Genomic DNA, 25,458 nt, shown 5'->3' with positions numbered 1-25,458 from the left:
AAAAAATCCCCGGCCACGGCCGGGGATTCAAAAGTATTTAGAAGAGGTCCTTAATTATTTAGACTTCTTTTCGTCGCCTTCCATTTGCTCTTTCAATTGAGCTAGAACGTCTAGATCTCCTAAAGTAGATTTTTCTACAGAGTCTTTTACTTTTTTCACTGCTGAATTAGCTGCTTTTGCTTCTTTTTTACGAGCATTGAATTCTTCAATACGTGCTTCAGCTTTCTGGTCTTCCCAAATACGGGAATGAGAGATTACTAAGCGTTTGTTTTCTTTGTTGAATTCGATGATTTTAAACTCAGCAACTTCGTCAACTTTCAAGGCTGTACCGTCTTCTTTGACAGAGTGTTTGTTCGGACAGAATCCTTCAACACCGTATTGTAAAGCAACGATATCTCCTTTATCTCCCACTTTGATCACTGTACCTTCGTGGATAGATCCTTCTGTGAAAATTGTTTCGAAAGTATCCCAAGGGTTTTCTTCCAGCTGTTTGTGGCCTAAAGAAAGCTTGCGGTTTTCTTCGTCAAGTTCAAGAACAACAACATCTAACCGCTCACCAACTTTGGTAAATTCGTTAGGGTGGTTGATTTTCTTAGACCAAGAGAGATCAGAGATGTGGATCAAACCGTCGATTCCGTCTTCTAATTCTACGAATACACCGAAGTTTGTCATGTTTTTCACGACAGCAGATTGTTTAGATCCAACAGGGTAACGCTCTGTGATGTTCTTCCAAGGATCCGGTGTCAATTGCTTAATACCTAAGCTCATCTTACGATCGTCGCGGTCTAACGTTAGGATTTCCGCTTCGATTTCATCACCTACTTTCAAGAATTCCTGTGGTGAACGTAGGTTTTGAGACCAAGACATTTCAGACACGTGGATTAATCCTTCTACGCCAGGGATAATTTCAAGGAATGCACCGTAGTCAGCTACTGTAACGATTTTACCTTTTACTTTAGAACCAACAGCTAGTTCTTTGTCTAACGACTCCCAAGGATGCTCTGACAATTGTTTTAGACCTAATGCGATACGTTTTTTCTCATCGTCGAAGTCTAATACAACAACGTTGATTGTTTGGTCTAATGACAACACCTCTTTCGGGTGCTCGATACGGCCCCAGGAAATGTCGGTAATGTGAAGTAATCCGTCTACGCCACCTAAGTCGATGAACACACCGAAATCAGTGATGTTTTTAACGGTACCTTCTAATACCTGACCTTTTTCTAGTTTAGCAACGATCTCGGATTTTTGGTTTTCTAAATCGTCTTCAATCAATACCTTGTGAGAAACCACAACGTTTTTGAACTCGTGGTTGATTTTAACCACTTTGAATTCCATCGTTTTGCCCACGTATATATCATAATCACGAATAGGCTTAATATCGATCTGGGAACCAGGTAAGAAGGCTTCTACACCTCTGATGTCGACAATCAAACCTCCTTTTGTACGAGACTTAACGAAACCGTCGATGATCGCATCGTTTTCCAAAGCTTCGTTGATCGCTTCCCATGATTTTTGAGTTTTAGCGCGTTTACGTGATAAAACTAACTGACCATTTGCATCCTCTTGCGATTCTACAAATACGTCTACTTTATCACCAACTTTCAAGTCAGGTAAGTCGCGGAACTCAGATAATGCTACAAGACCGTCTGATTTGAAGCCTACGTTCAAAACAACATCTTTGTTGTTGATCGATACGACAGTACCTTCAATAATCTCACCTTGGTTGATCTGATTGAATGTTCCTGCGTATTGCTCTTCTAATTTGGTGCGCTCAGCGTCGCTGTAGTTACCAAAAGCTTTTTCATCAAGCTCCCAATCGAAGTCACCTTCAGGTGTACTCCAGGTGTTAGACTTGATTTCGTCGATTAATTTTGAATCTGCTTCAGACTCGATTTTTTCAGTGTCTTTCACTACTTTAGTGTCAACACCCTGTAGCTCTGCGTTTTTCGCCGCTAACTCTTTTTCTGCTTCTTGTTTTTTTGCCATTAATTAATTTTTCTCCTTTTCCCTACATTGTAGGGACTGCAAAAATACGAAAAACTTTTATATACAAGAGATTAAGTTAAAAAAACTTTTAGAAAAGTATCCGCTGATCCAGAGCGTGATGCACTGTAGGAATTTGTAAAAAAAGCCGCCGGAACCGCAGACACATAGCCGTCCTTCTACTTTTTGAACGAGTTGTATACCTTGGGTTTTACAATTTTAATACTTTGTTTGGACAGGGCAATGGCGGCGTTCAGTTCGAAGCCGATTAAAAGGATCAGCGAGTTTAGATACATCCAGATCATAACAACAATCAGTGTTCCGATAGAACCATATAACTTGTTATAGGCGCCGAAATGGTCAATGTAAAATGTAAACCCCGAAAACGTAAGGATGGCGAGGATCGTAGCCAGGCTAGCTCCCGCGTTTAAAAACTTCCACTTTCTTGAGTCGCTGGGACCAAACTTGTAGAGAATGCTGACCGTAATAAAATAGATGCCGAACAGTACGATCCAGCGTGAAAGTGTAAGCACAAACCTCCAAAACCACGACAGGTCATATTCTATCTGTTTTTTGAGGTAGTTGATGATAAATCCGGTACCTGTAAAGATACCGATACCTACGGCCAGCGCCAGAACAATCGCCACCGTTAGCACGATGGCCACAGCCCGCCTTTTTGCCCAAGACCTTTTCTCTTTTGATAGGGACGCTTTGTTGAAAGCCATCATGAGTGTTGTCATGCCATTTGTTGCGAAGAAGGTGGCCAATAAGAAACCGATGGAAAGCAATCCGGAGTTTTGGTTTTTAACAATGTCGACCAACGTGGTCTGCAGAAATTCGTAGGCGTTATGCGGGAGTGCCACTTCGATGATCTCCAGAAGCTTTTCCTGAAAGCTATCTACCGGAATATAAGGGATTAACGTAAACAGGAAGAGGATGCCGGGGAAAATGGCCAGCATAAAGTTGTATGCGAGCGAAGATGCCTTATTTAGAATGGATTCCCGCGCAATCTCCTGAAAAAAGAACGTGAGAACCGTATAGAGCGGAAGTGATCCGAAGCCGGGGATAACGGCTGTCTTGGTCCACTCAATAAATCCGTCATACAGTTTCAGACGCAGAAGTGAATGATGTATCTTTTGCATTTATGTGCCAAAATAGCGTTCCATCCTTTCCTGAAAAATCTGGGGCGCACGGCAGGGCCTGTTCTTTTCCATGTCGACGAATACGAGCTGCGTATACCCTGTATTGAGCAACAGTCCGTCCTCATTGTAAATCTCGTACTCAAACTTTATGCGTACTGTCGGCTTCTCCCGGATATATGTTTTAATGGTGATGAGGTCGTCGTACCGGGCGGGCTGATAATATTTACAGGTGAGATCGGTAACAGGCAGCATGACGCCGATTTCTTCTAATTCTTTGTAGGAGATACCTGTACTGCGAAGCATTTCCGTTCTGGCGACTTCGTAAAATGCGGCATAGTTACCGTAATACACGTAACCCATCTGATCAGTCTCCGCATATCGTATTCTTAATGTAGTTTCGTGTGCAAACATGGTGAGGGTTGAAAGTAGTTGTTAAACGTTTAAAGAGCGGCGAGGGGAGTGGTTGAAGCGCTGAGCCGGCTTGTTCAGCGCCTTTTGTCCCCTGTGGCGCCGTCCAGGTTTATCTTTTGATATTCCGGGCGTCGAGCGCGCGCTGAAATTTTCTCGCATTTATAAGATGTTCTGCCTGGGTTTTCGCAAAATTATGATAACCGGAGAAGTCGTCCTTCGCACACATATAGATGAAGTCGTGTTCTGTATGGTCGAGAACGGCGTCGATGGAGGCGATACTGGGCAGCATAATCGGGCCGGGCGGCAGCCCTTTATAACGATAAGTGTTATAAGGGTTGTCAATTGTCAGGTGACGGTTAAGTACCCGGCGGATGGTGAAGTCGTTATTTGCAAAAATTACCGTAGGATCGGCCTGCAACAGCATACCCTTTTTTAGACGGTTGAGATACAAGCCTGCTATGAGCGGCATTTCATCCTTATGCAAGGCTTCTCCCTTAACGATGGAAGCCAATATGCTGACTTCCTGCGGCGATAGCTGCAGGTTTGACGCTTTTTCGCGACGGCCCGTCGACCAGAACTTGTTGTATTCATCATGAAAGCGGGCCACGATTTTGTCCGGCGCCGTATTCCAGTAAATTTCGTAGGTATTCGGGATGAACATCGTAAAGAAGTTTTCTTTTGTAAAGCCATAGTGTTCGGCTACTTCCCCGTTGTTAAGGATCTCTACAAACGCTGTGGAATCGGCTTCAAAGTTCTCTCCTAATAGTGCTGCGAAATTTTCTTTCAGCCGGATGTTTTCAAACCGGAATTTCACGGGTTCTTGGTAGCCTCCCCGTAAATTGCCTATTAAACGGCGGTTGGACATACCTGACGTCAGTTTGTACCTCCCCGGCTTCACAAGCGTGGGGTAGTCCATAGCTTGGGCAGCGTAGTCAAAAAAGCGCACGTTTTTCACAATTTTCTGGCTCTTGATTTTCGCCAGAACATCTTCATAGCGGTCGCCGGTGTTCACATACAAGTATTCCTGTTCCTCCGTTACGCTGGGAGCCAAAAAAGTCTGGTAGCCTATCCATGCTACCGCAGCCCCGGCGATAAGCACCAGGATAAGGACGATTTTAAGTGCTTTTGGGAAAGCTCTTTTCGTATTTGTCATAAAATCTAGTTGGATAATGTTAAGTCGACCGCAGTGCCAATACTGACAATGCCGGCCGTAGTATCAGGCTGTTGGCTTACAACCTTGGCCGCCAACGAGTCCAGAACGGAACTTGTGTAAGTGACATTTCCTAAGTTTAGGCCAACGCCGCTCAGGGCAAATCTGGCTTCGTCTAGTGATAAGCCGATTAAATTAGGCATCTCAACTTCGTTCGCTCCTTTGCCGTTGCCCAAGACCAAGGTAATCTTAGATCCTTTTGGCACCATGCGTCCCGCCTTTAGGGGCTGCCCCGCAAACTTGACATCCAGCACCACGTCGCGGGCGATATCTGCAATATATACCGTGTCGCCCACCTTCAGCGATTGATTGCGCAAAATTGCCGATGCCTCAATAAGCGTCTTATCGATTATATTTGGAAAGGCTACCTCCGGAGGGACCTGTGTGATGATGGTCAGATATATTGTCCGCCCGGTTTTTACGGAGGACTTGGGGTCTGGATCCTGTTCAATCACCAAGCCGGGCTGCACGTCCATCTGGTATATGGAGTCGACGAAGTACTCCAAGTCAGCATTTTCCAGAACTTCGATAGCTTGGCTGATGTGCATTCCTTTCACCTGCGGAACTTCAATTGCTACACCATGTTTCGTATACACCTTGAGACCGAAATAGATACCTAAAAATAATACAGCGACGACAATTAAGGCCGCGATTAAGTTTTTTCTAAAAGTATCTGTCCTCAGATACAATAACAGTTTTGACATGTATTTTTTGAGATTAAAAAGCAATATTGAAGCCACTTTTGGCCAACACTACACTAAATTGTTATTTTTTCCTCCGCAAAAAGATACCTTGATTGCGACGGTGAACCGACCTTACGGGCTACCTGCAAGCACCTACAACATTCATTTTCACGCGACATCCTATTGCACGCCGAAGTGAATTTATGTAAGTTTGATATAATAGGCAAAATTATTCGTTTTTCCGTGGAACGCAAATTATATTTGCTGACCTTAACATTATTTATGAATAGGTGTTTCCCGAACCAGCTGTGTATGCCTGCTGATGCCGGACAAGACGGACAGCCGCCGCAGTCGGGGACACAAATTAATTTACATATGAATATGCATGTTTCCTAGACCGAATGAAATGAACGCACGAAGCAATCAAAAATAGATACAACGCACACGTGTATTCCATACTTAAAAAAGATAAATATGCATACGAAATATCCATGTAACACAGTACAACGACAACAGCATGGATGTTCGACGTGCACGGTAAACGACAAAGATGAAGCATCGTGAGAACAACGGATGCAGAGATGATAAATATTTACATATGAAAACCAAAGTAGCATTAGTCACAGGAGGTTATACCGGCGAAGCGGAAATTTCCTTTAAAAGTTCGGACTTCGTCTATTCGCAGCTGGATAAGGCCAAATATGACGTATATCCGGTAACGATCGCATTAGATTCCTGGTTCCATGTTAGCGAACAGGGCATCAAGATACCTATTAACCGGGAGGACTTCTCGTTAACGATTGACGGTCATGTGGTCAAGTTTGATGTTGCGTTTATTATCCTGCACGGCACGCCGGGGGAAGACGGCAGACTACAGGGCTATTTTGATATGATTGGTTTACCCTATACTTCCTGTGGGGCGCTGACATCTGCTTTAACGATGAACAAAGGTTACACCAAATCTATTTTGGCCGATATTCCGGACCTGCACGTTGCTAACTCCGTCCTTTTATTTGAGAGCCACCGGCGCGACGCTGTTTCTTTGATCACAGAGCGACTCTCGCTTCCATATTTCGTTAAGCCTAACGCCGGTGGAAGCAGCATTGGCATGTCGAAAGTGAAGGAAGACGCCGCGTTGCAGGAAGCGTTGGACAAAGCCTTCGACGCTGCCAATACCGGAAGGCAGGTGCTCGTCGAAGAGTTTGTAACGGGCCGTGAGTTTTCGCAGGGCATCTTCCGCGATAGCGCCGGTGAACTTGTTGTGTTACCCGCGACAGAAGTGCGGACGACAAGAGAATTTTTCGATTTTGAGGCGAAGTACATTCCGGGGCTAACGGAAGAAATAACACCGGCAGATCTAACCGACGAACAAAAGGACCGCGCCTCGCGGATTATCCGGGAGATCTATATCCGATTGAATTGTCGTGGCATGGTCCGCGTCGACTTCTTCCTGGAAGCAGAAACGGATCGGTTTTATTTTATCGAGATCAACACCATTCCGGGACAGACGCCGCAGAGCTTTATCCCCCAGCAGGTGCGCGCTTTTGGCATGAAGGAAAGCGACTTCTATGCCGAATTGATTGAGGCCGCGTTGAGCTCGTCTACGCAATAAGATAGCACGGGAAGCGTCCATACTCCCCCAGGTACCTGCCGATGGCACCCCCGCCGAGGGGCTAGGAGTTGGTGGGACTAAGACACCTTTTTATTTTCCAATCCGTAGAGATGCTACGGATTGGAACAGATACCTTGTCTGACCTATCACCGGATGGCGGGCTGCTAATTATCTAAATCCAATAGGCCGGAATCTAACCACATAGCGATCCGTCCGGCCGGCGTTCTGAAATTAATAGAAAGCCCTTTATTAAAAGTTCTTCGATTTTAATTGCCATGCTAAGGGGAAATATTCAATCTCGTCACCATCGATCCGCACATATCCCATTCCTTCCATTTTTATGACGCCCGATGAAAGGCTGATGAAATAGTCCGAATAGAATTGCGGATGCGAGGAAGCTGTATGCCGCACTTTATAAACATCCGTAAACGTTCTTCCAATAGCCGATACGGAGGTGTTTGCCGCTGTTACTTCGTAAGTTATAGCTCCTGAAAGATCGTCATTCTCAGGGTCCAGGGGGGCTGGGACAAAGTATTCCCAACGGTCTCCAACTTTGGCATCCTTGACCAACATGGTAAAGCTGAGGTTACTGTCCGGCCAATCCGTTGCCATCGTAAAAGTCTGTTGATCGGCGTACCAAAAATGATCCACGGCCGGCAGCTCTGAACCTACAAAATTCAGCAGCACCCTGAAATAGTTTTCCTTCGTTTTGTCTGCAATCCGGTAGCTGATCTCCGTCTCCCCGGCTTCGGTTATCATCCTATAGTTCCATTGATTGCCCACCTTCATAAAAGGAAAGGCTAGTTTCTCCGGCTCCTGATGTTCGTCCTGCCTGCAGGAAAACAAGGCCAATAATAGCAGGCCGGCCATAAGAATTAATGTAGCTTTTTTCATCATATTTATTTTGTTGAAGCTACGAGGATTTCGCCCGGAAAAGAACGGTAGTAGAGTGGATAGTGTATTTCCCGTATTGCTACGGAGGTCATGCCATAACTCCATTGTATCTTAGTCGCTGCCGATATCTTGCGGAGCGGTAACAACGACTTGTCAGAATATCCTTAGTAGTAGCGGAATAAAAACACCGAGAGAGGTTTCCGGATCCTGCAGAACATTACTAAGGCAAGCCTATGATCTTGCATCGTTTGAACCTGGTATCGGCGAAGCTATTGCTCGCCGGAGTTATGGCGCATTTCTGTAGATCAGGCGCGATCCGATGAGGAATACGTGCAGTCGCCCGATGATAAGCTTACGTCTAAATAGATGATCCGCCGTATTTCCCGCTCGTACCGGAACGCCGGAGAGGTACTGCCAGCCCGGATCTTCGGCCTAGGCTGTCCGTTCCCAGACTTCGAAGGTGAAGTCGTACGCGTGCCGTTCGTCTTTTGGATGTTCCTTTTTGTCGACAAGCTTCCACGTATCCGCGGCAAGTTCGGGAAAGTATGCGTCTCCATCGATCTGCGTATGTACACGTGTCAGAAGAACTTTCTGAGCGAGGGGTAAGGTCTGTTTGTAAATGTCAGCTCCACCTATGATAAAGATCTCCCGCTCGTCGCGGCAATAGGTCAGAATTTCCGATATCGAGTTAGCAACATCAACGTCCCCGGCGGTCCATTCCTGGTCTCTGGTTACGACGATATTTCGTCTTTCCGGCAGGGGTTTGCCAATCGATTCATACGTTTTACGGCCCATTATTACGGAGTGTCCGATGGTCTGCTGCTTAAAGTATTTAAAGTCGTCCGGAAGATGCCATAGCATCTGGTTGTTTTTGCCTATAGCGTTGTTTTCCGAGGCTGCAACAATAATCGTTATTTTTAGGGTGCTCATATCAGAATTTCTATGTTTGGCGGTAGTTTTACACGGCTACCGGCGCTTTAATGTGCGGATGAAACTGATAATTCTCAAGCTCGAAATCCTCAAACTTAAACGCAAAGATATCTTTTACGTCCGGATTGATCTTCATCGTCGGCAGTGGTTTTGGCTCCCGTGTAAGCTGAAGCTCCGTTTGTTCAAAATGATTACTATAAATATGGGCATCGCCGAGCGTGTGCACGAAATCGCCGGCTTCCATGTCGCAGACCTGTGCGACCATCATAGTCAGAAGTGCATAGGAAGCAATATTAAACGGAACACCGAGAAAGATGTCGGCGCTTCTCTGGTAGAGCTGGCACGACAGCCTCGCTTTAGGACGTCCCTTGTCTGGTTCCGCCGGCGCTACGTAGAATTGGAAGAAGGCGTGACACGGGGGGAGGGCCATATGTTCTATTTCGGCGACGTTCCAGGCAGACACGATGATCCGTCTCGAGTCGGGCGACTTCTTTAATTGCTCGATTACCTGGGTGATCTGGTCGATATGCCGCCCGTCCGGTGAAGGCCATGAGCGCCACTGTGCCCCGTAAACGGGGCCCAGATTCCCCTGTTCGTCTGCCCACTCATCCCAAATGCTGACACCGTTGTCTTTTAGATATTTGATATTGGTGTCGCCCTTTAAAAACCAGATAAGTTCGTGGATAATCGAGCGAAGATGCAGCTTCTTTGTTGTCACCAGCGGAAAGCCTTCCTGAAGATTAAATCGCATTTGATACCCAAAGACGCTCCGCGTTCCTGTTCCTGTACGGTCTGTTTTGTCTACGCCGTTTTCATAAACATGCCGTAGTAAATCCAAATATTGTTTCATAGCGGGAAGTCAAAAGTGTGCGTACGAAGATAGCCTTTTTAGATCATTACAATATCACAATTTTTCAACAACTGACATATTGGGACTTTTTATGTATTTTTGCAACATTATCATGAACAAAAGAGTAGCTTTCTATACGTTGGGATGTAAGCTGAATTATTCAGAAACGTCATCGATTGGCCGGATTTTCAAAGATGCCGGGTATGATACCGTGGCCTTTAACAGTGCTGCAGATGTATATGTTATCAATACATGCTCGGTGACGGATCATGCGGACAAGAAGTGCCGTAAGGTGGTAAAAGAAGCGTTGAAGCACTCTCCGGATGCCTATATAACGATTGTAGGATGTTACGCACAATTGAAGCCTCAGGAGATCGCGGATATACCAGGGGTAGACATGGTGCTGGGAGCGGCGGAAAAGTTTAACATCATCGAACATATCAACGATTTGACGAAGCGTGGGAAGGCTGTTGTTCATAATGCTCCGATAGACGAGACGAACCAATTCGTGTCGGCCTACTCCATCGGAGACCGCACGAGAACCTTCCTGAAGGTCCAGGATGGCTGCGACTATTCGTGTACATTTTGCACGATCCCGTTGGCCCGGGGCGCCAGCCGATCGGGTAAAATAGAAGATATTGTCCGGCAGGCAGAGGAGATCGCGGCGTCGGGCGTAAAAGAAATCGTCCTTACCGGTGTAAACATCGGTGACTTCGGTATCCGCGATGGTAAAAGGCAGGACCGCTTTCTGGATCTGGTCAAAGCCCTCGACGAGATCGATGGTATAGACCGTATCCGTATTTCGTCGATAGAACCTAACTTATTGGCAAACGAGATCATCGAGTTTGTGGCGCAGTCGAAACGGTTTGTCCCGCATTTTCATATGCCGCTGCAGTCCGGAAGCAATAAAACGCTGGCCAAGATGCGGCGTCGCTACAAGCGGGAGCTGTATGCAGAACGGGTAGCGAAGATTAAATCGCTTATGCCCGATTGTTGTATCGGTGTCGACGTCATCGTGGGCTTCCCCGGGGAAACCAGAGAAGATTTCTTAGATACCTACCAATTTTTAAATGAAATGGACATCTCCTACCTGCATGTTTTCACGTATTCTGAGCGGGAAAATACGATAGCGGCGCAAATGGAGGGGGCGGTGCCGGGAGCACAGCGTAGCGACCGCAGTAAAATGCTGCACATCCTGTCGGAAAAGAAGCGTCGCGCCTTTTACGAGAAGCAGCTCGGCAAGGTTGGCGAAGTGTTGTTTGAAAGTGATGTCAAGGACGGGTATATGCATGGTTTTTCCAAAAACTATGTAAAGGTGCGTGCATTATACGACCCGTTATTGGTCAATGAAATTGTGCATGTAAGGTTTACTTCCATCAGTAGTCAGGGCGACGTTGATGTTGAGGAGCTTCCCGAGCTATTGACGCACTAGCTGTTTATGGCATCAGCTACAGGACGTCATCCGCAACTAACTTTCCGTCGGTGGTGCCGCCGGTCTTTCGCTCCTGCCGATGTTGAGCAGTATCACAACGGCCAATATGCATGCCACCCCGATAAATTGTAAAGCCGAAACATCTTCCTGAAGTACGACATACGACATGCATACGGCTACCGGAAGTTCCACCGCGCTCAAAATACCTCCGAGCGACACGCCCGTTTTCGGCATCCCATAGGCAAAAAGCACAGGTGGTAGGACCGTGCCGAACACCGATAGGAGCAGCCCGTATGGCCAAAGTGTCTGCAGCGTGTCAAGTTCAAAAACAGAGAATGGCTGAAGAAGAATAAAAATGAACAGACAGGCGCCGGAGACCATGAAGGCGCTTTTCTGCAAAGGGGGATAGTCGTTGCCTACCCGCCCGTTAACCATGATGAACAGGGCATATGCGGTAGCCGCCAGCAGGCCGTATAAGATGCCGATAGGATCGATTTTTGCGAGTTCCTGCTCAAATAGTCCCGTAGCCAGCATCGTGGCGCCCAGGATCACTGCAATACCCCCGATATGTTTCACCGTCGGCCGCTGCTTAAAGAAGATAATCTCGATCAACTGGCCGATCCATATGTATTGCATCAACAGCACAATAGCCAGCGAAGCGGGGACCAATTGAACACATTTATAATAGAGGAGGCTAACGGCTCCTGTAGAAATGCCGCTGAACAACATTTTCCACTTGGAACTTTTAGGCACGGAGGTGCGAAAATATGCCCGATGAAACAAAAAGATGCCCAATAAGAGCAACCAGAGAAGTAACATCCCAAAGAGAGCCTGTACGCCTGTAACCTCTCCGAGGTCAAATCCCTGCGCATAGGCTTTCTTTACAAAGGTCGACAGGATTCCAAAACTTGCGGCACCGAGGAAAACAGCTACCGCTCCTTTAATTTTGTCCATGTGGAAAATTTCGCGCAAGTTACGAAAATTGTCCTGCAAACTCGTCACGAATGCATGTCCCTGAGTACTTTTTCCTCCATAAAAAGAAGCGCTTGATGGCAGGGGAGAGATCGATAAATTGCTTTTTGTACAGCGCGGTTGTATTGCATTTAAAAGGCAATTTATCTAAGTTTGCTGTATGATCTATTTGTCAAACAGGTTCTGTCTTGCATTATTTACTTTTCTTGTAGCCATTTTAGTTTTCTCTTCGTGCGGAGCGAGGCGGAAGGGCTCTTATGGCGGACGTACGACGTCAGGAACGGCAGCTAAGGGCGCGGTGCTGACCGACGCGAGCGACGCCCGGGGCAAGACGTTTGACGGAACAAAGCTGGATAACTATGCGGCTATCCTGGGCGTGTCGGCGCGCGACCTGAAGAATAGGGCGCTCTATAATTTTATAGACAGCTGGATGGGAAGTCCGCATCGCTTAGGAGGATCGGAAAAATCGGGCATAGACTGCTCCGGCTTCGTGGGGATATTATATCGGGAGGTGTATGGCAAGAATCTAGCACGAAGCTCCCGCGACATGGGCGAACAGGTAAAGCGTCTGTACGAGAAAGATTTAACCGAGGGCGACCTGGTGTTTTTCTCCTTTGGAGGAAGAACCATTGATCACGTGGGCGTCTACCTTCACAATAATAAATTCGTTCATGTGTCGACACGGCGGGGCGTCATTATTTCGGACATCCGTGATAGCTGGTACTACAAATACTTTGTGCGCTGTGGAACGCCCAAAATCTAACATTTAAATTACATAATTTGTTTAAATCTCTTCGGAGCCGGCGTCGTAGTTCGGCCTGAATGTTTATTTTTGTCACATATTTAAATCACCATGACAAAGAGGACTAAAGCGATATTTTTAGGGCTGTGTATAATTGGATCTTTTTTAATCTATTGTGTGTTCTACTATTCGAATATGATCAAGAATGCGCCGTATAGATTCGCAGATTTCGAATATGTGAAGATACAGTACGGTCTGCCCGATTCGATGCTGAATAGCTATAATTCCGCGACGCAGGAGTATCAGTACCTCAATAAAAACAATGAGGTGGTGAAAAAGAAGCTGAAGCTGACCGATGACGATTTGCTGTATCTGCACCGGAAAGCAATGGAAATGGGATTCTGGAACGTGGATAATGATATGACAACGCCTAGAGAAGACGCTTCGGAGGGACACAGTGTTCCACGTTACATCTTAGAATACAAGTATAAGGAGAAGGGTAAAAAGGTAACGTTAGATGCTGACTATCCCGGCAACCAGAAAATGAAAGATGCCGCGAAAACGACAATAGAAAAAGTACTGGATATCATTAACGTGGCCGATGCCCGATAAGATTTCCCACAATCGTTTTGACTATACCCCCGGTGTTATAACCGGGGGTATTTTTTTATCGTAACAGGAAGTTAATATTTAGTTTATATTATCTTTAACTCTTAAGGTTAAGTTTGCGGCAACGGAACCAGGTGGGTGGCCGCCAGCCGGCCACAGAGACCTGTATAATCGCCAGATAAAAAGCGATAAGTAACGGAGCATAGTACGTTCATGAATGCCATAGAAAGCAGACACGGATGATTTATGCAAGCTTCATTACCATTGAAAAACAAACGGAGTGTAACAAGCTCATCTATACAATTGAAATTTAAACACTCATAGATAATTATACGAATGAAAAAAATCTGCTGGGCACTGATTGCATGTGCTCTTTCTGGGACAACGTTGGCGCAAGAAATGGCGAGAGGCGTTGTATTTATTGACGCGAATGGTAATGGCATCCGGGACAAAAAGGAAGTCGGGCTGCAGGGCGTCAGCGTAAGCAACGGCGTGGAGGTGGTTCAGACTGACGAGAAGGGCGGCTACACGCTTCCGGTCAAGGACGACAATATCATCTTTGTCATTAAACCTGCGGGATATTCCGTTCCGGTAGATCAGGACAACCATCCGAAGTTTTACTATATCCATAAGCCTCAAGGCGCGCCAGCACTGAAATATGCGGGAGCTTCGCCGACAGGAAAGCTACCGAAGTCTATAGACTTTCCGCTGACAGCTGTCAATGAGCCATCCACATTTTCTGCTTTTATCTTTGGCGATCCTCAGGCCTACACACCTGATGAAATATCGTTTTTCAAAAAGGGAGTTGTGGACGAAGCCAAGCTCCGTAAAGGACCGCTGTTCGGGATCAGTCTAGGCGACCTTGTAGGAGACAACCTCAGCCTGCATCCTGAATATAAACAGACAATCGGGCAGATGGGTTTGCCTTGGTATAACGTAATCGGTAACCACGATATGAATTACGACGTCGAGAGCGACTCGCTTTCCGACGAGGGATTCGAGAAGATGTTCGGTCCGGCGAATTATGCGTTTAACGTTGGAAATGCGCACTTTCTGGTCTTGGACGACGTACTATATCCTCATCCGACTACGGGCAAAGGCTATCAGGGAGGCTTCAGAAAAGAGCAACTGGACTTCATCGAAAATAACCTACGGTTCGTACCGAAGGACAAGTTAATTGTATTGGCGTTCCACATCCCGTTAAATCCGGAAAACAACGCTTCTTTCCGGATGGAGGACAGACAGCGGCTATTTGACCTGCTGGCGGACTATCCGCATACGTTGTCGCTGTCGGCACACACGCATTTTCAGCAGCAGAATTATTACACCGCTGCGCATGGATGGAAAGGGCAGAAGCCACACCACGAGTACAACGTTGGAACGACTTCCGGCGACTGGTATTCGGGCGTGCTGAACGAAGCTGGCGTGCCGGTATCGACCATGCGTGACGGAACACCAAAAGGTTACGCCATATTGACGATTGATAACAACACGTACACGTTCGACTATAAAGTTGTTGGAAAAGAAGAAAGCTACACCATCGGCCTTTTCGGACCATCTATCGTTTCTTCAAAGTACGTCAGGCGTTATCCGGTATACGCAAACTTTTTCATTGGAGCGACAGACAATACCGTTCGTTACCGCATCAACAACTCCGAGTGGAAAACGATGGAAAGAGTAGAAGAAGGAGATCCGGCGTATATGAGCGAGGTGCTGAAGTTTGACGGCGCAACGGAGCTGCTTGCCGGTCGCCGGCCATCCGATGCGGTGCCGTCTACGCACTTATGGAAATTGAAACTTCCGCGCCTCAAAGAAGGTAAATATGTGATCGAGGTGGAGGCCACGGATATTTTCGGACGCCAGCATACGGCACAGAAAGAAATCACGGTGACTCCCTAAATTGGAATATGTTTTCTTTTAATGTCAAGCTAATATTGGATTAATATGAAAACTTCACCTTTGTCATAGAGTAATTTTTGTTCATAGTGTTATGGTTAATGTTTAGGCCTGTTGCGAAATACGCTGAGACAAAATTTGTTTTCACAAATAAGAAAAAGGTTGCTGTCAGGCAACCTTTTTTGTTTACATCTGTTTGATCTATGGCGCGCAGCGCGGTGAAGTTCTGTTCCATAGCGGAGTATTAGTATTCTGCTGGTTGCTGCGCTTCTACCGATTTACGCCGTCTCATTTTCCAGGTTTTCCTGTCCCACTGTTTTCAGATACAGCCGCAGGTCATCGGACGATGGGAGCTCGAATACCTCCAGGTCGAAATATTTTATAGCCGCGAAAAGGTGATCGAATATGTTTGCCATGACGTTTTCGAAGTAGGCCCAGTCGGTATTATTCGTGAACATATACAGTTCTAGCGGCAGACCATGTTCATTTGGTGCCAGATGCCTCACCATCAGGGTCATCCCTTTGTGTATGTCAGGGTGCTGTTCTGCGTAGCGCGTTACGTATGCACGGAAAAGTCCGACGTTGGTCATTCTGCGGCCATTGACGAATACGGTCTGGTCGGCGTTTGTACGCGCGTTATATTCGTCGATTTCCCGTTGCCGTTCTTCGATGTAGGGGGCCAGTAATTGTATCCGTTTTAATTTGGCGATTTCTTTTTCCGTTAGGTAACGGATCGACGAGATTTTGATATGGATCGCCCGCTTTATCCGGCGGCCGCCGGACTGTTGCATACCCCGGTAATTTTTAAATGAATCGCTCAGAAGCGTGTGCGTGGGGATGGTGACGATGGTTTTGTCGAAATTCTGGATTCTGACGTTATTCAGATTCATCTGGATCACATTGCCGTCGGCGCCATACTTAGGCATTTCTATCCAGTCGCCAACACGGACGGAGTCGTTGGCCGACACCTGTATACTGGCCACGAATCCTAGAATGGTATCTTTAAATACCAACATCAGGATCGCAGAGGCTGCTCCCAGTGAAACCAGGAAGGACCAGGGCGAGTTGCCTGTAACAACGGAAAACAGGATAGTTCCGCCGACAAAGTATAAGAAGATCTGCGCGACCTGCAGATAGCTGTCCAGCGGCTTGTCGATAAAAGCCTTGGACGTTTTTAAGATATCACGGACGGTCTTTAGCAGTCCATTGAACAATCTTACGACGGCGAGTACCATTCCTACCGCGAGAAACTTGATCAGAAAATTTGTAAAGGATGGAAATCCCTGAAATACAGCAGGCAAGATCTGCTGTGCTAGCAGTAAGGGCACAAGGTGGCTGCCATAATCTAAAACTTTGTTGTTCAGCAGAAAGTCGTCCCATAGGGTGGTGGATCGCTTTATCAGCTTAATAAACAAGGCTTTCAGGATCTTACGGATTAAGAAGTCGACAACAATAAGTATTATTAGACTGACGAGAAGCAGTATAGCAGTGGTTGCCCAATGGACGGCCTGGCCAGAGAGGCCAACCGTTTGTATTTCTGTCAATGTCCACGCATATAGCCGGCTGGTTTCGGTAGTTGTGATGTTAATAATGTCTTTTTCCATATTAACGGACAAACATAGCCAAATTAGACCTGTTGCGCAATAAAGGGGGCGTCATCTTAGTATAATAAAAAGGCATGGCCGCTTAGCCGGAGGTGCGTCTGTAGCGGTAGCGGCGGGGAAACAACAGGCTGTCATGCCGAAATAAGGAAACGGCGTGCGGTTGTCGCAGCCTTCTTTTGGCCGTGACAACTGCACGTGCAGAACAGCCTATTCTTAGTGACGGCTGTCGCTGTATGCAGCGGCGGCCGGCCGTTCGTGCTTGTGTTTAAAAAGTACGGCGAATAAGAGCGCTATGACGAGTGTATAGCCCGCAAAGGCAAGCCATATGTGGTGCCAGTCTTTGAGCAGTACCTCGGCGCTTAGCGTGCCGTTCTGCAGGACGTCGACACCGCGCTCCTGAACAAATTTCAGGAGAAAACTGTTTTCGGCATCCGTCTGCAGGAAATCTGCCAAGCTGTGGACATTGCTGAAGTGCAGTGTAAAATAGTGGTCTATGACCCATCCGGAGATCAAGCTACCTAAGACCGCGCCGAAACCATTGGTCATCATCATAAAAAGCCCCTGAGCCGAGCTCCGTATGTGCGAATCGGTCGATGTCTCGACAAAAAGAGATCCTGATATGTTGAAGAAGTCGAACGCCATTCCATATACAATGCAGGATAAGATAATCATCCAGAGCCCGCCGGCGGGGTCGCCATAAGCGAACAGTCCGAACCGCAGTACCCATGCCAGCATGGAGATCAGCATAACTTTCTTTATGCCGAAGCGTTTTAAGAAAAATGGAATCGCCAAGATAAAGAGGGTCTCCGATATCTGCGAGATGGACATGATGATGGTAGATAGCCTTACAACAAACGAATCTACATAGGCGGGATAGAACTTGAATTCGTCGAGGAAGACGTCTCCATAGGCATTGGTGAGCTGAAGCGCACCGCCCAGGAACATGGAGAACACGAAGAACAGCGCCATCTTGTAGTTTCCGAACAACTTAAACGCTTCAAGTCCGAAGGTCTGGATCAGCGATTGCCCCTCGCGGTTGATGTTTCTCGGAGGACATTTGGGAAGTGTAAGTGCAAAGACGCTTAAGGCGAAGGCCGCCGCACCGGCGATATAAAATTGGTATCCCGTCGCTTTATTGCCCGAGAGATTCACCAGCCACATAGCGGCAATGAAACCTATGGTTCCCCATACACGGATGGGAGGGAACGCCTTAACAAGGTCATACTGACCAAGGGTAAGAGCGGTGTAAGATATCGAGTTGGATAGCGCCAACGTGGGCATGTAAAAACACATCGCCGCGAGGATGACGTAGAAGAAAAGCTGTGGATCGTTTACTTGAGGTAGATAAAATAATGTCGCGGCATAAAGGAGGTGAAGTAAGCTATACAATTTTTCGGCATTCACCCACCGGTCTGCTATAATCCCGATCAATGTGGGCATAAATAAAGAGGCTATACCCATGGTGGCGAAGATGGCGCCGAACTGTGTCCCATCCCATTGTTTCGTTCCGAACCAGTAATTCGCTATTGTAATCAACCAAGCACCCCAAACGAAAAATTGAAGGAAGCTCATAACGGTCAACCGTAATTTTATTGACATAAAATGTTGTAATTAGGATAATTATGCTTTTCGTCGTTCGATCTCGTCACGGATCTTGGCGGCTGTCTCGTACTGCTCGGCATCGATAGCCTTCTGAAGGCTGGCTTCCAGCTGTTCGTCGCTCAAATGTGCATATGGCGATTTCGGTTCGTCTTCCTGAACGGGTTCTTTACGCAGGGTATTCTCTTTTGGAGGAAGGTTTTCGATGTTTTCCAAAAACGCAAAGTCGTTGCTTTCAATAATGATGCCTGCAGCGTCCATGATAAAGTCATACGTATATACAGGTGCCCCGAAGCGGACGGCCAGCGCCACAGCATCCGATGTCCTTGAATCCAGCTCGATCGTCTTTTCTCCATTCGAGCAGATCAGCTTCGCGAAAAAGATCCCGTCAACAAGGTTGTAAATTAATACCTCTTGTATATTTATCTGAAAGCTATTGGCAAAAGTTTTGAAGAGATCGTGTGTAAGCGGGCGGCTCGGTTGCATTTTTTCAATCTCCACCGCGATGGCCTGTGCTTCGAAACCGCCGATGATAATAGGCAGGCGGCGGTTGCCTCCAATTTCACCAAGTACCAAGGCGTATGCTCCAGATTGCGTTTGACTATACGATAACCCAACTATATCTAATTTGATTTTCTTCATTCTTAAAGCCTTACAGTACTACAAAGATGTAAATATTCGGGACAAAATAAAAGCATTACTGATCAAATATCGTTTTGGATGGCTACATATACAGAATATACCTGCGCATATCCGTTAATCCGAAGCCAGCGGCTTATACAATATGGCCAGGCGTCTGTGAGAAGAGTGCCTGGCCAATTGCTTTGTTTCAATATGTTGTTTAGTGGTTTTTATAAGCTTTAAGTGCCTCCGTTAGTTTGGGCACAATCTCAAAAGCGTCGCCCACGATGCCGTAGTCTGCCACCTTAAAAAAAGGCGCCTCGGGGTCTTTGTTGATGACCACAATCGTCTTGGATGAACTGACGCCGGCAAGGTGCTGGATAGCTCCGGAGATGCCGATGGCAATATAGAGTTTTGGGCTTATCGCGAGGCCGGTTTGTCCAACATGTTCGGCGTGTGGGCGCCATCCCGCATCAGACACCGGTTTAGAGCAGGCTGTTGCAGCGCCCAGCACTTCGGCCAATTCCTCTACTATTTTCCAGTTTTCGGGACCCTTCAGGCCGCGGCCGGCAGACACCACGATCTCGGCGTCCGGCAAGGCTACCTTGTCGGTTGCCCGAACAATATCCTTTACGATAGTAGAGAAGTCCGTATCTTCTATATTCGGTTCATAGTCTTCGATTTGTACGGCCGTGGGCGCCTCCGAGGGTTCTACCGTGTTCGGCATTAGCGCGATGACTTTTGTACGTGCCGTTAGCTCTTCGACGGCAATAGCCTTACTTGAGAAGACCGTCTTCCTGATCTGCCAGACATCCCCCTCTATGGCTGGGAGCGATGATGCACCGTCGGCGAGCGCCGCATGCAGTTTGGCTGCCACGCGCGGCGCAAGCGCCTTGCCGCTAAAAGAGTTGGATAGGACAACCGTCTGCGCGCCGACATGCTTCGCAACGTCCGCGATCACAGTAGCATATGCTTGGTTTACAAATTGTTTAAGCTGTTCCTTATCGACACGGATAACCTTCGGAATGCCGTAAGTTCCGATCGTCTCGAGGGTGTCACGGTCTACATTCCCTATGCTTAAGGCAGCTACCGGCTGTCCGGTCTGATCCGCTACCGCTTTCGCGTAGGATAAAGTCTCCAGTCCGGACTTTTTAAAATGGCCGTCTATATTTTCGATGTATACTAAAACTGACATAATATGCTCTGTTGTTATATAACTTTAGCCTCGGTATGTAGCAATGCTACCAGTTGGCTGATGTCGTCCTTGTCTATCAATTTTACTGCACCGCGGGGAGTAGGCGTTTCATAAGCGGATATCCGCGATAGGCTGTCCACTTCTACAGGTTGGATAACAGTTAACGGTTTTGTTCTTGCGGCCATAATCCCGCGCATATTTGGAATCTTAGGTTCGGCAACGCCTTCCGCAGTACCGACGACCACCGGCAGCGTAGCACTGACAACCTCTTTTCCTCCCTCAATTTCGCGCTCGATTACTGCAGTATCCCCTTCGACGGTGATCTTTTTAGCGATGGAAACCGACGGTAACCGGAGCAGTTCGGCCAGATAGCCCTGTACTTTTGATCCGTTGTAATCGATAGATTCCCGTCCCGTTAAGATCATATCAAACTGCTGCGATTTGACGTATTGGGCAATCTGGTTGGCTACGAACCAAGCGTCTCTCGGAACAGCGTCTACCCGAACGGCCTCGTCGGCGCCGATAGCCAACGCTTTGCGGATCGTCGGCTCCGACGAGGCTTCGCCGACATGAATGACCGTCACTGTCCCTTTTCCGCCCTCGGCGAGCTCCACGGCTTTCGATAGTGCTATTTCGTCGTAGGGGTTAATGATGTATTGGACGCCGGCCGCGTTGAATGCCGTATTATTATCGGTAAACGTTATTTTCGATGTCGTATCGGGGACATTACTTATACATACAAGTATTTTCATATGTGTTCGTGTTATTCATGTGTGTTTGCTTTCAGAAACAGCAGTATTTCATCGGAACGGAACTTTTTAGTTTTACTATTCCAGTATACTACGTTCGGCTACAGCTGGCACATTTTTCCGGTTGCACTTCTGCCAAGCCTTTCACACAAACCTATTGTTTTTCCGACGAAAATGCAAGATGGCTAGCGGAGAGCGGATGTTATTTTGTTGTTTATATTTTTTGATATTTTTTTAAAATATCCAGCTGTTTCTGGTGGAATCGTTAGAGCATCGGTGGTTTCGCTGTAAATTTTTAGCAAAACCATAGGGCGAACGTGGATTTTTCTAAAGGTCAGGCTATTGTCATTTTCTATGCTAGCATAGTATTCGTCCGTTCGCTTTTGGCCGTCAGCGCAGGATGTGGCGCTAGATTGTTGGTCGGCTGCCTTACTCTGTCCAGCATTTTGTAGTTTTGCGCGTACAAAAAGGTATTACAATGACAAACAGGATTCAGGATCTTTTAAAGTTTTTGGAAGAGAGTCCGGGCGACCCATTCTTGAAATTCGCTTTGACGATGGAATATAAAAAGGCCGGGGACGCTGCTAAGGCGCTGGCCGGATTCCAACAGTTGGTGGCGGAACACCCGGACTACGTCGGCACGTATTATCACTACGCTAAATTCGTAGAGGGCGGAGGCGATAAAGAGCAGGCCTCGGCGATTTATCGGCAAGGTATGGAAGTTGCCCAAAAGCTGCGTAACCGGCATGCGTATAGCGAGTTACTAGGCGCATATAACCTTTTGCGGGGAGATGACGACGAGGATTGGGATGGGTAAAATACCGGTTTGGCAGCGTTCGGCGGTTTGTGGTATCTTTTTTGATGATAAGTTACAAAATCGTAAAAGATGCGTTTCGTTGTATACATATCCGGACTGTTCGTGGGGCTTTTTCTCGTAATTGGCTGTATAAACACACGTACAAACGCGAGTATCGAAAGCAACAAGTTTGGAGCGGTCACCGAGGCGCGGCTGTTGGGCACGTACCGGGGAAACCTGCCGTGCACGGATTGTGACGCGATCGCCACGGTGCTGACATTGGGTAGCAACCGGACTTATACGTTAGAGTATGTGTACGTCGGAAAGAGTCCTGAAGCATTCTCAAAAACAGGAACCTGGGCATTAGAAGATGGAGAGCTTTCATTGGACGGCCTCGACTATAAGTACAAAGTGGAATCCAGTCGGCTGAGGCAGCTCGATCTATCAGGAAACGAAATTACCGGAGACCTGGCCCAGCGTTACATACTGCATATTTCCGAATAAACCGTCAAGAGACGGTTCTTCCGAACCGGGAAAAAGATTACTCAGGCTGTGAAAAGCCGTTGAGGGCGGTACCACTGCGAGGAGCTGGTACAACACGCAGCTATTACGTGCCCGCAGCGCTCTGCGAATGCTAAAAAGTGCGACGGCTCCATGGCAGGGGAGCTTCCGTCGCTGTCTTAAAACCTAAACCCGTCGCTACTTATGATTGTCGCAAAGTTCTTTCAGCGTTCTTACAACGAAGTCTACCTCTTCTTTGGTGTTGTACTTGCTGAACGAAAACCGCACTGAAGGACGCTGCGACCCGTTTCCAATCGCGCGCAAGACGTGACTGCCTATTTCCGAACCGGAACTGCACGCGCTTCCGCCGGAAGCTGACACGCCTGCAATGTCAAGGCTGAATAGCAACATATCAGCAATCTCCGTACAGGGCAGGGATACGTTTAGTACCGTATAGAGCGAGTTGGCCGCTTCTATGTTTCCGTTAAACTGTACGTCGGGAATGGCGTCTTGTAACGCTGTCCGCATATAGTCTTTAAGTCCTTGTATATGTTGCTGATGGGTGTCCATCTCCCGGTAGCACAGTTCCAATGCTTTGGCTAGTCCGACAATGCCGTAAACATTCTCTGTACCTCCCCGCATATTGCGTTCCTGAGCTCCTCCATAAATCAATGGCTGTATTTTGTTCCGGCTATTAACATATAAAAAGCCGACACCCTTCGGCCCGTGGAATTTATGTGCAGCCCCTGTAATGAAGTCTATCTTTAGTTCCGAAAGATCGTGAATATAATGGCCCATGGTCTGCACAGTATCCGAATGGAATACGGCGTCGTATTCCTGGCAAATTTCCGAAACCCGTTTTATGTCCGTCAGGTTGCCGATCTCGTTGTTGGCGTGCATTAAGGAAACGAATGCACGTGGCCCCTGCGCAAGGAGCTCGCGGAGATGATCCAGGTCAATATTTCCTTTTTCGTCTATACGGACGAATGAGAGTTTGATGTGGCCTTGTTTTTCCTGCGCCTCCAGCGTGTGCAGCACGGCGTGGTGCTCCAAAGGAGAGGTAACGGCGTAGGTTATTCCCAGGTCGATAACCGACCGGACAATAGCCATGTTGTCTGCCTCTGTCCCTCCGGAAGTGAAAAAAATCTCCGAAGGAGACGCTTTTAATAATCCTGCGACAGTCTTTCTTGCCTTTTCGACGATCGTTTTCACCTGTCGTCCATGCGCATGGATGGACGACGGGTTGCCGAAGTGCTCATGCATGGTTTCCGTCATTACATTAATCACTTCAGGATCCAGCGGTGTGGTCGCGGCGTTATCGAAATATACTTGCATGCTGCAAAAATAGATATTAGATGTGAGATATTAGATGTGAGATATTAGATGTGAGATATTAGATCCTGTTTCCGCGTCTTCTTCCGGCCTACCATTAAATACACCGAAACTACGCCCCCCAATAGGGAAAGGTATAATATAATATCCCCATATCGTGTGTAAAAAGTGAGGTCTTCGTTTAGATTGATTTCCTGCGTTATTGCCGTCGGCTCCCACCATGCTGTCTGTTGGACGATGTCTCCGCGCTGATTGATGAAAGCGGAAATACCCGTGTTGGCCGAGCGGGCAACCCAACGCCTGTTCTCGATAGCGCGGAGTTTCGCATACTGCAGATGTTGGTCTTTGCCCGATGTGTCGCCCCACCAGCCGTCATTCGTGACAACGGCGATAAACTGTGCGCCCTGTTTGATGTATTCCGCTACATAATTTCCCCAGATAGACTCATAGCAAATAACCGGCGCAGCGCCAATGCCGCTCTGTGCGTAAAAAACGGAAGGCTCTGGCTGGCTCCCGTATCCACCTGTAGAGCCGCCGAAATGAGCGAAGAGGGGCTTCATAAATGAGAGTGCCCGGCCGAACGGAAGTTGCTCTACGCCGGGAACAAGCTTGGACTTATGGTAAAATTGCAGCTTGCTGGAGCGGTCAACCAGCACGGCAGCATTAAATGGATCCCAGAATACGCCTGCGGAGACCTCGCGGGCCGTCGGTGTTTTAGGGTCGCTGTACAGCTGATAGCTTTCAATTCCGGACAATACGTTGCCGTTTTTATAATTTTCTAAAAACTGTAGGATACGTTCATAAGCAGGGTAACTTCTGAATTCGTTTTCGTCTATGCCCCTTTCCGCCGAAATCGCAGTTTCCGGCCATATGAAAAATTCAGTGTTTGGTTTGGCAACTTTTTCCGAAAGCTGGATTAAACTTTCCAGTTGTGCTTCTGGCGGCATAGACCCAAATTTTACATATGGATCTATATTGGGCTGTACCACAACAATCTGGGAAGGGTTCTTGTGTTCTTCATAGTTGCTATACAGAAGTAGCGAAACGCTTATCGGAATAACGAGCAAGGACAGCGCCGTAAGGCCTATTCCGGTATTGCTGTAAACGTTGATCTTCTCCTTTTTTTGCCAGATCAGTACGAATAAAAGAAGGTTGATCGTCCACACCCACATCGTTCCGCCAAACACGCCCGTATAAGAATACCATTGTACCAGCTGATGGAAGTTGGCGAACCCATTGCCCAACGTCATCCACGGAAAAGCGAGATCCCACCACTGATGAAGAAATTCATAACCTACCCAGAACGACAGGAGGCCTCCGAAGCTGAATATGAGGTTTGTTTTCTTTCTCATTTGGTAGTATAGCCGGAAGACTGCCGCCATCAACAGCGGGGCCAGACCAAAAGGTATCAGCGAAATCAGGAGGGCCACATATCCCGAAAGATACGCATTCATGGAGTTATACACCCAATAAATAGAAGCCGTATTCCAAAGAAAGCCAGTGAAGAAACTGATCCAGAATATCTTCCGGCCTTTACGGGTATAGGTGCCCCGGATAATATTTTCGATAGCAACCAGAAGCGGTACAAAGCCGACAAAAAGGAGAGGGCTGCTGTACGGAACCGGTGGCCAGGCTAACCATAATAGAAAGGCGCTGCCAAGCGCTAAAGCGTAGTTCTGTTTCACCTAATAT

23 protein-coding genes are annotated in these 25,458 nt (G+C 47.3%); 7 read left to right on the top strand and 16 right to left on the bottom strand.

Going from position 1 to position 25,458, the window contains the following annotated elements; translation table 11 throughout:
• Positions 1-54: 54 nt before the first annotated feature.
• From rpsA to BC792_RS06940, 5 genes are all read right to left on the bottom strand, one after another.
• Positions 55-1,989, bottom strand: a complete 1,935-nt coding sequence (rpsA, locus tag BC792_RS06960) for a 30S ribosomal protein S1 (protein ID WP_148908273.1) — start codon at positions 1,987-1,989, stop codon at positions 55-57.
• 176 nt (positions 1,990-2,165) lie between these two features.
• The gene (locus BC792_RS06955) at positions 2,166-3,128 is read right to left on the bottom strand and encodes a YihY/virulence factor BrkB family protein (RefSeq protein ID WP_148908272.1); all 963 of its coding nucleotides are present in this window, start codon (positions 3,126-3,128) and stop codon (positions 2,166-2,168) included.
• Entirely contained in the window at positions 3,129-3,539 is a 411-nt protein-coding gene (locus BC792_RS06950; RefSeq protein WP_148908271.1) for an acyl-CoA thioesterase, read from the bottom strand.
• Positions 3,540-3,648: 109 nt separating this feature from the next.
• Positions 3,649-4,692, bottom strand: a complete 1,044-nt coding sequence (gene mltG, locus BC792_RS06945; protein ID WP_148908270.1) for an endolytic transglycosylase MltG — start codon at positions 4,690-4,692, stop codon at positions 3,649-3,651.
• Between the two features lie 5 nt (positions 4,693-4,697).
• Entirely contained in the window at positions 4,698-5,453 is a 756-nt protein-coding gene (locus BC792_RS06940; protein WP_148908269.1) for a PASTA domain-containing protein, read from the bottom strand.
• A gap of 577 nt (positions 5,454-6,030) precedes the next feature.
• Between BC792_RS06940 and BC792_RS06935 the strand changes: the two genes are divergently transcribed.
• Entirely contained in the window at positions 6,031-7,044 is a 1,014-nt protein-coding gene (locus BC792_RS06935; RefSeq protein WP_148908268.1) for a D-alanine--D-alanine ligase, read from the top strand.
• 249 nt (positions 7,045-7,293) lie between these two features.
• Here BC792_RS06935 and BC792_RS06930 read toward each other — a convergent pair whose 3' ends face one another.
• The 3 genes from BC792_RS06930 to BC792_RS06920 all read right to left on the bottom strand — a co-directional run bounded on the left by BC792_RS06930 (position 7,294) and on the right by BC792_RS06920 (position 9,718).
• On the bottom strand, positions 7,294-7,941 hold the full coding sequence (locus BC792_RS06930) for a hypothetical protein (RefSeq protein WP_148908267.1): 648 nt from the start codon (positions 7,939-7,941) through the stop codon (positions 7,294-7,296).
• A 429-nt stretch (positions 7,942-8,370) separates the two neighbouring features.
• Entirely contained in the window at positions 8,371-8,868 is a 498-nt protein-coding gene (locus BC792_RS06925; RefSeq protein ID WP_148908266.1) for a dihydrofolate reductase, read from the bottom strand.
• Between the two features lie 28 nt (positions 8,869-8,896).
• Positions 8,897-9,718: a thymidylate synthase gene (locus BC792_RS06920; protein WP_148908265.1), complete on the bottom strand. Its 822-nt coding sequence runs from the start codon at positions 9,716-9,718 to the stop codon at positions 8,897-8,899.
• A 112-nt stretch (positions 9,719-9,830) separates the two neighbouring features.
• Between BC792_RS06920 and mtaB the strand changes: the two genes are divergently transcribed.
• On the top strand, positions 9,831-11,150 hold the full coding sequence (mtaB, locus tag BC792_RS06915; RefSeq protein WP_211357489.1) for a tRNA (N(6)-L-threonylcarbamoyladenosine(37)-C(2))-methylthiotransferase MtaB: 1,320 nt from the start codon (positions 9,831-9,833) through the stop codon (positions 11,148-11,150).
• 36 nt (positions 11,151-11,186) lie between these two features.
• Here mtaB and BC792_RS06910 read toward each other — a convergent pair whose 3' ends face one another.
• A complete protein-coding gene (locus BC792_RS06910; protein ID WP_148908263.1) occupies positions 11,187-12,104 on the bottom strand; it encodes an EamA family transporter in 918 nt (305 codons plus the stop codon).
• A gap of 178 nt (positions 12,105-12,282) precedes the next feature.
• Here BC792_RS06910 and BC792_RS06905 point away from each other — a divergent pair, with 178 nt between their 5' ends.
• From BC792_RS06905 to BC792_RS06895, 3 genes are all read left to right on the top strand, one after another.
• Positions 12,283-12,885 carry a C40 family peptidase gene (locus BC792_RS06905; protein WP_148908262.1) on the top strand — a complete coding sequence of 201 codons (603 nt, stop codon included), beginning with the start codon at positions 12,283-12,285 and terminating at the stop codon, positions 12,883-12,885.
• A gap of 174 nt (positions 12,886-13,059) precedes the next feature.
• Positions 13,060-13,476, top strand: coding sequence for a hypothetical protein (locus BC792_RS06900; protein WP_148908261.1), 417 nt, complete (start codon positions 13,060-13,062; stop codon positions 13,474-13,476).
• A 333-nt stretch (positions 13,477-13,809) separates the two neighbouring features.
• A complete protein-coding gene (locus BC792_RS06895; RefSeq protein ID WP_148908260.1) occupies positions 13,810-15,372 on the top strand; it encodes a calcineurin-like phosphoesterase C-terminal domain-containing protein in 1,563 nt (520 codons plus the stop codon).
• Positions 15,373-15,647: 275 nt separating this feature from the next.
• Here the strand turns inward: BC792_RS06895 and BC792_RS06890 are convergent, their stop codons facing one another.
• The 5 genes from BC792_RS06890 to BC792_RS06870 form a co-directional block, all read right to left on the bottom strand.
• A complete protein-coding gene (locus BC792_RS06890) occupies positions 15,648-16,973 on the bottom strand; it encodes a mechanosensitive ion channel family protein (RefSeq protein WP_148908259.1) in 1,326 nt (441 codons plus the stop codon).
• Positions 16,974-17,186: 213 nt separating this feature from the next.
• A complete protein-coding gene (locus BC792_RS06885) occupies positions 17,187-18,572 on the bottom strand; it encodes a nucleoside permease (protein ID WP_148908258.1) in 1,386 nt (461 codons plus the stop codon).
• 21 nt (positions 18,573-18,593) lie between these two features.
• On the bottom strand, positions 18,594-19,214 hold the full coding sequence (locus tag BC792_RS06880) for a bifunctional nuclease family protein (protein WP_148908257.1): 621 nt from the start codon (positions 19,212-19,214) through the stop codon (positions 18,594-18,596).
• A 199-nt stretch (positions 19,215-19,413) separates the two neighbouring features.
• The gene (locus tag BC792_RS06875) at positions 19,414-20,388 is read right to left on the bottom strand and encodes an electron transfer flavoprotein subunit alpha/FixB family protein (RefSeq protein WP_148908256.1); all 975 of its coding nucleotides are present in this window, start codon (positions 20,386-20,388) and stop codon (positions 19,414-19,416) included.
• Positions 20,389-20,402: 14 nt separating this feature from the next.
• The gene (locus BC792_RS06870; RefSeq protein ID WP_148908255.1) at positions 20,403-21,140 is read right to left on the bottom strand and encodes an electron transfer flavoprotein subunit beta/FixA family protein; all 738 of its coding nucleotides are present in this window, start codon (positions 21,138-21,140) and stop codon (positions 20,403-20,405) included.
• A 475-nt stretch (positions 21,141-21,615) separates the two neighbouring features.
• On the opposite strand from BC792_RS06870, the gene BC792_RS06865 reads away from it, so the two are divergent.
• Together BC792_RS06865 and BC792_RS06860 are read left to right on the top strand one after the other, a co-directional pair.
• On the top strand, positions 21,616-21,954 hold the full coding sequence (locus BC792_RS06865; protein WP_148908254.1) for a tetratricopeptide repeat protein: 339 nt from the start codon (positions 21,616-21,618) through the stop codon (positions 21,952-21,954).
• Between the two features lie 69 nt (positions 21,955-22,023).
• Positions 22,024-22,437: a copper resistance protein NlpE gene (locus BC792_RS06860; RefSeq protein ID WP_148908253.1), complete on the top strand. Its 414-nt coding sequence runs from the start codon at positions 22,024-22,026 to the stop codon at positions 22,435-22,437.
• Positions 22,438-22,632: 195 nt separating this feature from the next.
• On the opposite strand, the gene BC792_RS06855 is transcribed toward BC792_RS06860, so the two are convergent.
• Both BC792_RS06855 and lnt read right to left on the bottom strand, forming a co-directional pair.
• Entirely contained in the window at positions 22,633-23,769 is a 1,137-nt protein-coding gene (locus tag BC792_RS06855; protein WP_148908252.1) for a cysteine desulfurase family protein, read from the bottom strand.
• A gap of 44 nt (positions 23,770-23,813) precedes the next feature.
• Entirely contained in the window at positions 23,814-25,451 is a 1,638-nt protein-coding gene (lnt, locus tag BC792_RS06850) for an apolipoprotein N-acyltransferase (protein WP_148908251.1), read from the bottom strand.
• Positions 25,452-25,458: the final 7 nt, after the last annotated feature.

Origin of the sequence: Sphingobacterium allocomposti (assembly GCF_008124885.1) — a bacterium.
Lineage (GTDB): Bacteria > Bacteroidota > Bacteroidia > Sphingobacteriales > Sphingobacteriaceae > Sphingobacterium > Sphingobacterium allocomposti.
The sequence above is the reverse complement of the archived record's forward strand: the minus strand, read 5'-3'. Positions and strand labels throughout refer to the sequence as shown.